The organism is Steroidobacter flavus, assembly GCF_042651805.1.
Lineage (GTDB): Bacteria > Pseudomonadota > Gammaproteobacteria > Steroidobacterales > Steroidobacteraceae > Steroidobacter > Steroidobacter flavus.
In genome coordinates, this window is the sequence record NZ_JBHSDU010000014.1 from 673,417 (window position 1) to 684,128 (window position 10,712).

General features: G+C 61.4%; 9 protein-coding genes. 5 read left to right on the plus strand and 4 right to left on the minus strand.

Features of this window, described 5'->3' with window-relative positions:
• Nucleotides 1-95: 95 nt before the first annotated feature.
• The gene (locus ACFPN2_RS25600) at nt 96-653 is read right to left on the minus strand and encodes a nuclear transport factor 2 family protein (protein ID WP_380601909.1); all 558 of its coding nucleotides are present in this window, start codon (nt 651-653) and stop codon (nt 96-98) included.
• Between the two features lie 15 nt (nt 654-668).
• The gene (locus ACFPN2_RS25605) at nt 669-1,532 is read right to left on the minus strand and encodes an SDR family NAD(P)-dependent oxidoreductase (protein ID WP_380601911.1); all 864 of its coding nucleotides are present in this window, start codon (nt 1,530-1,532) and stop codon (nt 669-671) included.
• A gap of 104 nt (nt 1,533-1,636) precedes the next feature.
• Between ACFPN2_RS25605 and ACFPN2_RS25610 the strand changes: the two genes are divergently transcribed.
• From ACFPN2_RS25610 to ACFPN2_RS25630, 5 genes are all read left to right on the plus strand, one after another.
• Nucleotides 1,637-2,293: a TetR/AcrR family transcriptional regulator gene (locus tag ACFPN2_RS25610; RefSeq protein WP_380601913.1), complete on the plus strand. Its 657-nt coding sequence runs from the start codon at nt 1,637-1,639 to the stop codon at nt 2,291-2,293.
• A 48-nt stretch (nt 2,294-2,341) separates the two neighbouring features.
• Nucleotides 2,342-2,800, plus strand: a complete 459-nt coding sequence (locus ACFPN2_RS25615) for a universal stress protein (RefSeq protein ID WP_380601915.1) — start codon at nt 2,342-2,344, stop codon at nt 2,798-2,800.
• A gap of 189 nt (nt 2,801-2,989) precedes the next feature.
• On the plus strand, nt 2,990-4,639 hold the full coding sequence (locus tag ACFPN2_RS25620; RefSeq protein ID WP_380601917.1) for an N-acyl-D-amino-acid deacylase family protein: 1,650 nt from the start codon (nt 2,990-2,992) through the stop codon (nt 4,637-4,639).
• Between the two features lie 46 nt (nt 4,640-4,685).
• Nucleotides 4,686-7,415: a TonB-dependent receptor plug domain-containing protein gene (locus ACFPN2_RS25625; protein ID WP_380601919.1), complete on the plus strand. Its 2,730-nt coding sequence runs from the start codon at nt 4,686-4,688 to the stop codon at nt 7,413-7,415.
• Nucleotides 7,416-7,427: 12 nt separating this feature from the next.
• Nucleotides 7,428-8,864 (plus strand): amidohydrolase family protein, encoded by a 1,437-nt coding sequence (locus tag ACFPN2_RS25630; RefSeq protein WP_380601921.1) that lies wholly within the window; start codon nt 7,428-7,430, stop codon nt 8,862-8,864.
• Between the two features lie 34 nt (nt 8,865-8,898).
• Here ACFPN2_RS25630 and ACFPN2_RS25635 read toward each other — a convergent pair whose 3' ends face one another.
• Together ACFPN2_RS25635 and ACFPN2_RS25640 are read right to left on the minus strand one after the other, a co-directional pair.
• The gene (locus ACFPN2_RS25635) at nt 8,899-10,455 is read right to left on the minus strand and encodes an amino acid adenylation domain-containing protein (RefSeq protein ID WP_380601923.1); all 1,557 of its coding nucleotides are present in this window, start codon (nt 10,453-10,455) and stop codon (nt 8,899-8,901) included.
• Nucleotides 10,456-10,459: 4 nt separating this feature from the next.
• The gene (locus tag ACFPN2_RS25640; protein ID WP_380601925.1) at nt 10,460-10,708 is read right to left on the minus strand and encodes an acyl carrier protein; all 249 of its coding nucleotides are present in this window, start codon (nt 10,706-10,708) and stop codon (nt 10,460-10,462) included.
• Nucleotides 10,709-10,712: the final 4 nt, after the last annotated feature.

Consider the following 10,712-nt stretch of genomic DNA (forward strand, 5'->3'; position numbering starts at 1 on the left):
GCCAACGAATGTTTGGGCCGGCTTCCGGCCGGGCCGGCCGCTTTATTTATCGAGAGTCGGCCAGGCAGCTTTCACCGGCGCCTGGCATCGAGCGTTCACCAGCGCTGTGGCGTCACGTCCAGGCTCAGTGGCCGCTGGTACGACACATCGCGCTTGTCATTGAGACCCTTGGTGTAGCCCTGCTTCTGGAAGATCGGGGCCTTCAATATCGAAGCATCGCCGGCAATCAAGACATCCACCGTCGAACGGCGCAGCGCGATCTTCCATTCGCCGCCGCGCTTTTCCAGACGATCGATGTAGCGACCGCTGATCATCCGCGCGCTCGTTTCATCCTTGTTGAGCAGCGCCACGATCACATAGCTCTCGCAGTGAGCGACGTCGCCGTCTATCTCACATAGATGGGTGGTGATGTTGTGCGTGTGGAGGACCGCGCCCGCCGAGTGCACGGCATTGGCCCATTCCGCATACTTCGGACCGGGATTGATGGCATGACCGTGCTCATCGATGCCATCTTCGTGATACGCAGCGGTGAGCAAATCGACATCGTGACGATCATGCCCGCGCGCGTGGTTCGCAATCACGTCGTAGATGGCTTGCCGATCCATCAGGTACTGCACGTCGCGCGCGAGTTTGTCGAGACTGATCGATTCCATGGCTGCTCCTCGCCGTCAGCGAATGATGATGGGGTATTGGACTCTGGGCGCGACTTTGTGAGTATCTCGATACGAGCGCGGCTGGCGACCGCCTTGATCCTTGATGCCGTACTTCAGCGCCAGCTCCGCGCCGATCAACGTTTGCCCGCTCATCTCCAGCAGCCCGGGATCGTTGTGAAGCGCCCAGATCACGTGCCCGGTGAACTCCGGCGTCTCAGCACTGCGCTCCAACTGACCGAACTTCACCGGGTCCGACGCGATGACCTGACGCAACCGGTCGGTGAGCAAGGTGCCCATCCAAATGGACAAGGCCACCACGCCGTAATCTTTGAAATCGACCGCCATGTCGGCAGCGAATTTGTCCATACCGGCCTTGTGCGCTCCGTAAGCCGGCCCGAACACGTAGTGCACGGCGCCTGAAGCGGAAGTGAAGACAACAAGCCCACCGCGCCGCTCGATCATCAACGGCGCCGCGTAGTAACTCGCGACGTAGCTGCTGCGCAATCCAACATCGAGCATGTCGACGATCTCGAGCGGCTTCTCCCAGAAATGTCCGGGGGCGGTCAGTCGATCGTGAAGCGCGCACGCGTTGTTGACCAGGATGTCGAGCCGCTGCTGCTCGTCGCGAACTCGCTCGAACAATTGTTTTATTTGTTCATCGTCGGCGTGATCCACGCGCACCGGAATGCCTTTGCCGCCGGCCGCAGTCACCGCCGCCGCGGTCTCATGAATCGTACCCGGCAACGACGAGTCGCCTGCCTGCTCGGAACGACCCGTCACATACACCGTGCAACCGTGCGCGCCCAGCGCAATAGCAATTCCGCGCCCTGCTCCACGGCTCGCACCAGTAACGACGGCGACCGGCCCTTTCGATGTCATGAGTCACAATAGAACGGTGCCGTTTCATTTGTCCAGACACGAGACGACAATCGCTCACCTCGGCTCGCGAGCATGCAACTAATGAAATGAGTTAAGCTGCGCGCATGAAACAAAGCAGAAAATCAACAAAGGTCCACAAGCCGCGCCGTGTGGTGAAGGTTGGGCGCCCCGCAGCGTCTTCCGTGGAGCAGTTGGATCGAGAAATTCTGGATGCCGCCGCGGCGGTGTTTCTGGCGAAGGGCTATGTGGACACGTCCATGGACGCCGTAACACTGGCGGCGCGCATCTCCAAAGCGACGCTGTACTCTCGCTATGCAAACAAAGCAGAGCTGTTTCGCGCCGTGGTCGAGGATCGACGTGCCCAATGGGGCGCGGAGTCGGCGAAGAGCGATTGGATGCTGGGAGACTCGCTCGAACAGCGACTACGCCACTACGTGGCCGCAGTGCTGAAATGGGCGACCAAGCCGGATGTTCGCGCGTTCGATGTCTTGCTCGACACTGCGCCTGCGGAGATCACGCGTCCTCTGCGTAAAGCGCGGCACGATGTCATCATCGACATGCTCGTCGCTGTTATCGCCACTTATTCCCGTGCCGAGAAAAGACCGGCGCGCGATCCGCGCCAGGTGGCGCTCGATCTGATGTCGCTACTGACCGGCTGGTTCCGCATTCAACAGCAGCTGGGCACGCTGACCTTGGCCAGTGCCCTGAAGTTCGGCGATCACGCGGTGGATTTGCTACTCGCGGCCAGGAAATCCTGGTAGGCCCCAGGCCCCCTTGACCGATTCATGCGGCAGGCATGAGATCGGCCCATGTATTCACGAATACTGGTTCCCATCGATGGCAGTGCGGCCTCCGCTCAGGGGCTCGATGAGGCCATGGACCTGGCGAGTCATTTGAAAGCTCGCATGCGGCTCGTGCACGTCGTGGAGCCCTGGGTCATGGTGACCGTGGAAGCGATGCCAGCCACCGTCCATCAAGTGGCCGAAGACATCCGCAAGATCGGCGGCGCGCTGCTACAGGAGTGCAAGGACAAGGTCACGAACGCCGGCATCGAGGTCGACGTGGAATTGATCGAGACGATCGGCGACTCGGCCGGCGAGTGCATCGTCAAAGAAGCCCGGCAGAGCGATGCCGACCTGATCGTGTGCGGTACTCATGGCCGCCGCGGCTTTCGCAGGCTGGTGATGGGCAGCGATGCGGAGTACATCGTGCGACGTGCCCCCGTGCCAGTACTGCTAGTACGCAGTCAAGAGCCGGCACCTCAGTAGATTTATTCCAGCCGGTCGTTGCTTTTCTTCCACAGGCCAGCGCCGGTCCTGCTCCGGCTCAAAAAAAATTTTCCTGTAAATGCTTCAGATCGCCGAAATGCGGTGCTTGCCTATAGTGACAAATGATTCTCTAATCAGGATACTATTCTCCCATAATGCCAACTTGATCCCGTTCTGGTGGGAGGCTCGATGAAGCGACTCGCCCTGGCAACCCTTTGCGCTTTGACGCTGGGTGCCGTGCAAGCAGAAGGACCTGCGCCCAGCTACGACCTCGTCATTCGCAACGGGCGGGTGCTCGACGGCCTGGGCAATCCCTGGATCAACGCGGACGTTGCTATCGCCAACGGGCGCATCGCCGCGGTCGGCAAGATCGCTGAGCGCGGCCGCAAGGAGATCGACGCGCGCGGGCTCTATGTTTCCCCAGGCTGGATCGACATGATGGACCAATCGGGCGAGGTACTTCGCACCGAAGGTCGCGCGGAAAACAAGCTCCTGCAGGGCGTGACCAGCGCAATCGCCGGCGAAGGCGGAACACCGGTCGCCGCCGAGGAGATCCCCGCCTACTTCGCGCAGTTGGAGCGACAAGGAATCTCGCTCAACTTCGGCAGCTACTACGGCACGGCCCAGGCTCGTGTCGCGGTGATGGGCGATGGCGCCGGCGAGCCGACGCCCGAGCAACTGGAAAAAATGAAGTCGCTGGTGGCGACGGCGATGCGCGGTGGCGCGGTCGGCGTGGCGACCGCGTTGATCTATCCCCCCGACAGCTTTCAATCCACTCGCGATCTGATCGAACTGTCGAAAGTCGCCGCGTCGTGCGGTGGCATCTACGCCAGTCACATGCGCGACGAGAGCGCCAACCTGTTGAGCGCCATCTCGGAATCGATCGAGATTGGCGAGCAGGCCGGCATCCCGATCGAGATCTTTCATCTCAAGGGCGCGTATCAGCCCGGCTGGCACCAGTTGATGCCGCAAGCCGTCGCTCAAGTCGATGCGGCTCGTCAGCGCGGCGTCGACATCGCCGCCGACATGTATCTCTACGAAGCCGGCGGCACGGGCCTCGAAATCACCGTGCCGAGCTGGGTGTGGGAAGGTGGCTTCAAACAAGGCTTGAAGAAGCTCGAGAGCCGCAAGGTGCGTGAGCGCCTGAAGCGCGAGGTCGCGGGCGGCTCCCTGCCCGGCTGGTCGAACCTGGTCCACGCCTCGGGCGGTTGGGATCGGGTCGTGCTCGCGAACGCCTACAACCCCAAGTACGAGCGCTTCCACAATCGCAGTCTCGCGGCCATCGGCAAAGAGCTCGGCAAGGACCCCGCCGACGTGGCCTGGGACATCGTGATCGAAGCGCAGCCCCATCGCGCCATGGCGCTGTTTTTCATGATGGATGAGAAGGACATAGAAACGGCGCTGCGCACGCCTTGGGTGTCGCTCGGCAGCGATGCATCGGCCAGCGAAAAGCTCAACGCCACTGACGCGCTGGGATTACCGCACCCTCGCTCGTATGGAAATTTCCCGCGCCTCATTGCCGAGTATGTGAGAAAGCGCGGCGTGCTCACACTGCCCGACGCGATTCGAAAACTCACGTCGTGGCCGGCGACTCGCATGCGCCAATTCGATCGCGGCGCCATTCGCACCGGCCTGTGGGCCGACATCACCGTCTTCGACTACGACCGCATTCAGGATCGCGCGACTTATCAGAACCCGACCGCGACACCCGAAGGCATTCAATACGTTCTGGTGAACGGCCAGGTGGTCGTGTCCGAAGGTCGACACACAGGTGCCAAGCCCGGCGTGGCTTTGAAGAACAGCGGCTGCGCAAAGGACCCTGCCGACGCACGCACCTGAGCGTTTTTTTTGGGGATTTGCGAGAAGAATGTAACAAGGGGTCATCATGGTCACAGTAGTGGATATTGGTTTTTCAGCGCGCGTCGGCGGCAAGAGCAAAGTCGCTCTCGCTGTAGCGCTCGCATGCGCCGGCGCGGCCCATGCTCAAACTCAATCGGCGGCGGAAACCGTCGAGCCGATCGATGTGGTGGTAGTCAGCGGCTCGCGCATCAGCACCGCCGGATTCGACGCTCCGACGCCGACTACGGTGTTGGGCGAAGTTGAAATGCGTCAGGCGGGTCGCACCGATATTGCGGCGACACTCACCGACTTGCCGCAATTCCGAGCGACGGACTCCGCGCAGTCGACGAATACTGTGACCAATTCGGGCCAGACGCCCGCCGATCTGCGCGGCTTGGGCTCCTCGCGCACCCTGGTGCTGGTCAACAACCGTCGTTACGTCAGCGCGAACGACTTGCAGACGGTGCCGTACTCGCTGGTCAAGCGCATCGACGTCGTCACCGGCGGCGCCTCGGCGGCCTATGGTTCGGACGCTGTTGCCGGCGTCGTGAACATCATTCTCGATGACGAAAAAGAAGGCGTCGAAGTCGGCGTCCAGCGCGGCGTCTCCACGCACGGTGATGCCGAGAAGACACTGGTCGAAGCATCCTTCGGCACCAGCCTGTTCGACGACCGCGCTCACCTGCTGCTCGGCGCCGACTATTTGAAGGACGAAGGCATCATTCCTGCCATTCGTCGTCCCCGCATCGGTGCAACCAACTTCTTCCCGGACGCCAGCGGCGGGCTGTATCCCACCATGAACTTGCATGAAGCCCAGCGCAGCGAAGGCGGTCTGATCAACACCGGCCCGCTCGCCGGCATGACCTTCGATCCGGACGGCACGCTGCGGCCCTTCCAATACGGCGTTCGCAGCCCGTTGTCGCCCAACCTGATGATTGGCGGCGAAGGGTATCACGTCGATCAGTACCGCTCCGTCGTGGCGCCGATCGAGCGCACCAACGTCCTGGGCCGCTTCTCGGTCAATGTGACCGATACGTTCAAAGCCTGGGCCGAGGTCAGCTACAACAATGTCGCCGACGAGCGCGTCTACTTCCCGGATCTCGCGATCACGCAACTCGAAATGTCCTACGATAATCCGTTCCTGAATCTCACACCGGCGCAGCGTGCGTTGGTGCAAGGATCGGGTGAATCCACGTTCATCATGGGCCGCGCGGTTACCGACGTTGCGCTCGCGAGATACGATTACGATCGCGAGACCGTCCAGGCCACCGTCGGTTTCGACGGCGAGTTCGCCGATGGCAAATGGCGATACAACGGCTACTACGGTCAGGGCAAGCAGGAACAGGACATGCGCCTGTTGAATCTGGCGCTTGCCGAGAATTTCATGAATGCCATCGACGCGGTCGCCGGCCCGAACGGCACACCGGTGTGCCGGATCGCGCTGACCGATCCGACCACCGCCTGCCGTCCGCTGAATCTGTTCGGCTCGGGTCGCGCGGATCAGGCCGCCATCGACTACGCGACGGCGGATTGGCGCGCGTTCGATGAAAACTGGCTGCAGACCGCCGGCCTCATCCTGAGCGGCGAACCGTTCGACCTGTGGAATCAGCCGGTGTCGTTCGCCACCGGCATCGAATATCGCAAGGAAAAGTACCGCTCGACCTACGATGCAAATTCGCTGGCCGGCAATTTCGCCACCATCAACGGCGACAACATCCCGAAGGTCAGCAACGACGTGACCGAAGGGTTCGTCGAAGTCGCGCTGCCGTTGCTGGTGGACAAGCCGCTGGTGAAGTCGCTCAACTTCAACGGCGCCGCCCGCCTCTCCGATTACAAAAACAGCGGCCAGATCTGGTCGTGGAAGCTCGGCGGCACGTGGCACATGGTGGAGGATTTCAAGCTGCGCGCCACCCGCTCCCGCGACATCCGGGCACCGAACCTCCTCGAGCTGTACTCCATTCCCGGCGCGTACTACACGACCGTGCAGGACAAATCGCAGGCGACCCCGCCGACCACGCAGGTAACCCAGTTTACCGGCGGCAATCCTCAACTCGATCCCGAGATCGCGGACACGCTGACCGTCGGTGCGGTGTTCACCCCCTCGTTCCTGCCGGGCCTGGAGGTGTCGCTCGACTACTATCACATCAAGATCGAGGACGTGATTTCCACGCTGACGGCGCAGGAAATCGTCAACAGCTGCTATGACGAGGGCAATCAGAACGCCTGCAGCCAGATCACCCGCAACGGGGCCGGTGATATTTCCACGATCAACGCGACATACATCAACATCGCCGAGTACACCAACAAAGGCTACGACCTCGAGGCGTCCTACAAGCTGCCGATCGGCCCAGGTCAGCTGAGCGTGCGCGGCCTGGTGAACTATGTCGATTCGCTGGTGGTGGACAACGGCGTCTCCGCGATCGAAGGCGCGGGCTATCTCGGTTGGCAGACCGGGTACCTGGTGCCGAAGTGGCGCGGTTCGCTCTCGTTCGCCTATGAAAGCGAGTTCCTCGGCGGCGACCTTCGCGCCCGTTATCTCGGGGGCGGCGGCTACGCGCCGGAGGAAGTCGTGGCCCTCGCCGGCAACCACATCGGCAGCCGCACTTACATCGATCTGGGTTTGCGTACCTACATTCCGCTGGGAGATTCGAAGTTGACCGTGTTCGGCAGCGTGCAGAACGTGTTCGACAAGGAACCGGCGGTGGCCGCGTTGAACTCGCCCTACTTCGATGTCATCGGCCGGTACTTCACGCTCGGTGTGCGTGCCAACTTCTGATAGAGCAGCAAGATGAAACAGTTGATCGTCGCCATCGTGGCAGCGCTGGCTCCGGCCGTGGTCTGGAGCGCCCCTTATGAATTAGTCATTCGCGGGGGACGCGTACTGGATCCCGAAACCGGGCTGGACGCGACCATGAACGTCGGCATCAACCAGGGACGCATCGCGCGCATCTCTGCGGAGCCACTTACCGGAACTCGCACGATCGATGCGAAGGGACTGGTGGTGGCTCCGGGTTTCATCGATCTGCATCAGCATGGCCAGGATGAAGTCTCTGGGGTGCTGAAGGCGTTTGACGGCGTCACCAGCGGCCTCGAGATGGAAATCGGAGTTCCCGACGTCAAAGAGTTTCTGACACGGAAGTCCGGTCACTCGCTGATCAACTATGGAACGACCGCGAGTCACGCGGCAGCCCGAGCTGCCGCGTTCGGCTCACCGCTCGCAGGCGACGACCTGATCCCCCAGAGCGGTCATGCAACAAACGACCCTGCTACGCCGGAGCAAGTCAGGCAGATGCAGTCTCGCCTCAACAGCGAAATCGATGCGGGCGCACTCGGCATCGGCATGGGCATCCAATACGTCCCGGGCGCGACGCGCCAGGAAATCATTCATATCTTCCAGTCGGCGGCGAGCCGCAATGTGCCAGTGTTCACGCACATTCGCAGCGTCGGTCGCAAAGAGCCCGGCTCCAGCATCGAATCCGTCAGCGAAGTCATCGGCGCCGCGGCGGTGACTGGCGCTCCCCTGCAGATCGTCCATATCAATTCGACCTGCCTCGCCGATGTTTCAGACTGCCTGGCCATGGTGGCGGGCGCGAAAGCTCGCGGACTCGATGTCACAGCGGAAGCTTATCCGTACATCGCCGGCATGACTTCAATCAACTCCGCCCTCTTCAACCCGGGCTGGCAGGAAAAGTTCGGCATCGGCTACAACTCATTGATGCTGCCGGAGACCGGCGAGCGTCTGACCCAGGCACGCTTCGATGAGCTCCATGCCTCGCCGAAGTCGCAGGGCGTGGTTTTGTTCGTCAATCGCCAGGAAGTGGTCGACGGCGTCATCGCCAATCCGCTCACGTCGATTGCGAGCGATGGCGAAGTCGGTCACCCGCGGAACGCGGGGACATACAGCATGATCCTCGCGCGCTATGTCCGTGAGCTGCGAACCATCAGCTTGATCGATGCGATCCGCAAGATGAGCTTGATGCCGGCGCAGCGACTCGAAAAAGCCACGGTGTCGGCGCGACGCAAAGGAAGAATTCAGGAAGGCGCGGACGCGGATATCGTCGTGTTCGATCTGGCCACCGTGAAAGACCGGGCCACTTATGAGAAGCCCAACGAGCGCAGCACCGGCATGAAGTTCGTCGTGGTGAACGGCACCGTGCTAATCGACAAGGGTGCACTGGTGCCCGGCGTGTTGCCCGGCAAGGGCATCGTGTCCAACGACCAGTAGGCGATATTCCCGGCGGTTGCCTGCTCGCGATCGGTCAACCGCCGCTCTTGAGCCGCTGATAATCGATCTTGTCCGTCGACGTTCGCGGCAGCGCCGGGACGACGGCGAAGATGTCGGGAATCATGTAAGGCGGCAGCGCCTGCGCCGAGTACGCTTTGAGCGCGATCCGAGTCAGCGTCGTTCCGTCCTGGCAGGCCACGAATGCCAGGATTCGAACGCCTTCCTCCGGATTGGGGATCGCAACCACTGCGCCCTCCCGCACATCCGGATGCCGCAGTAGTGCGGCTTCGATCTCACCAAGCTCCACGCGATACCCGCGCCGTTTGACCATACGGTCGCGACGACCGACATATCGATAGCCGACCTCCGGCTCCTCGCAGACAATATCGCCGGTTCGATACCAGAGCGCACCGGCCTCGTCCTTGAAGAAGGCGCGCTCGTTGTGATCGGGTAGATTCCAATAGCCACGCATCACGTTGGGACCGGCCACGAGCAATTCGCCCGGCTCGCCGATACTGACGATCTCGCCCTGCTCGTTCACGACCCGGCCAAGATTGGGCGGACAGATCTTGCCGATCGGAAATGTCGACATTCGATCCAGAGGCGCATCCGAGGTCACTTCGTACCACGTGCAAACATTCGTTTCCGTGGGCCCATACAGATTGAAATAGCGCGGCCGGGTCCAGATCGCCTGCAACGCCCTGTATTGCGGAATCGGGAAAACTTCGCCCGCAAAGAACACCATGCGCAACGCTGCAAAGTCATGCTTGGCCAGCTTGCCGTAGTTGGCCAGCAGACTCAGGATCGAGGGCGTCGAGTACCAGACAGAAATGCGCTCGGCGGCAATGGCAGCGGCCAGCTTCAGAGGCTCTTTGCCCAGCGCTTCGCCGATCAGCACGAGCGTCGCGCCGTGCTTCAACGAAACGTAGATGTCGAGAATCGACAGGTCGAAATGAAATGGCGCGTGCGATGAGAAACGATCGTCAGCGCGGGGCGCGAAGGTTTCACTGCACCAGTCGATGAAGCTCAGCGCATTTCCGTGCGAGAGCACCACACCCTTGGGATTCCCTGTCGACCCCGACGTATACAGAATGTAAGCAATGTCATCCGCGCCGGTTGCAATCGATTCGACCGGCGCCGCAGGCTCGGATCGTTGCAACTGTTCCAGCAACTCCTCCATCGGCCGCGATGCCGTGGCATCGAGCACGAGCATGGGGCGTGTGTCTCCGAGGGCCTGAACGAGTTCCGATTCCAACTCGCGCTCCGTGACCACAACTTTCACGTCGCAGTCATTCAGAATGTATGCGGCACGCGCAGCCGGCGACTCGGCATCCACTGGAACGTAGGCGGCACCCGCCTTCAAAGCGCCGAAAATCGTTGCGACCGCCTCGATGGATTTGTGCAATCTCAATCCCACTCGATCGCCCCGGCGAACGCCCATATGGACGAGCCGATCGCGAACCCGGTCGGATAGCTCGCACAGCTCCGAGTAAGTGACACTTCGCCCGCCGGGAACCGTGACTGCAATGTTCTCAGGGAATTCGCGCGCCGAGCGCTCGAGCAGAGAGGCCAAGGACCGGACGGTGCTCATGGCATTACCGCTGTTTCGAAGTCACCAGCGTGGCAATGCTGGCAATCGTGGCAAGATTGCCGGCATCCAGATCGTCCGCCTCGAACTCCACCTTGTAGAGCTCTTCGAGGAACGTGACCAGCTTCAAGGTCGACATCGAGTCGAGGATGCCGCTCTCCTTGAGCTCGGTCGAATCGGTCAGATTCGCCGCATCTTCGCCGGGCAGGAAGTTGTCCAGGATGAATCGGCGCACCTGCTCGCGTATGTTGTCCATTCGC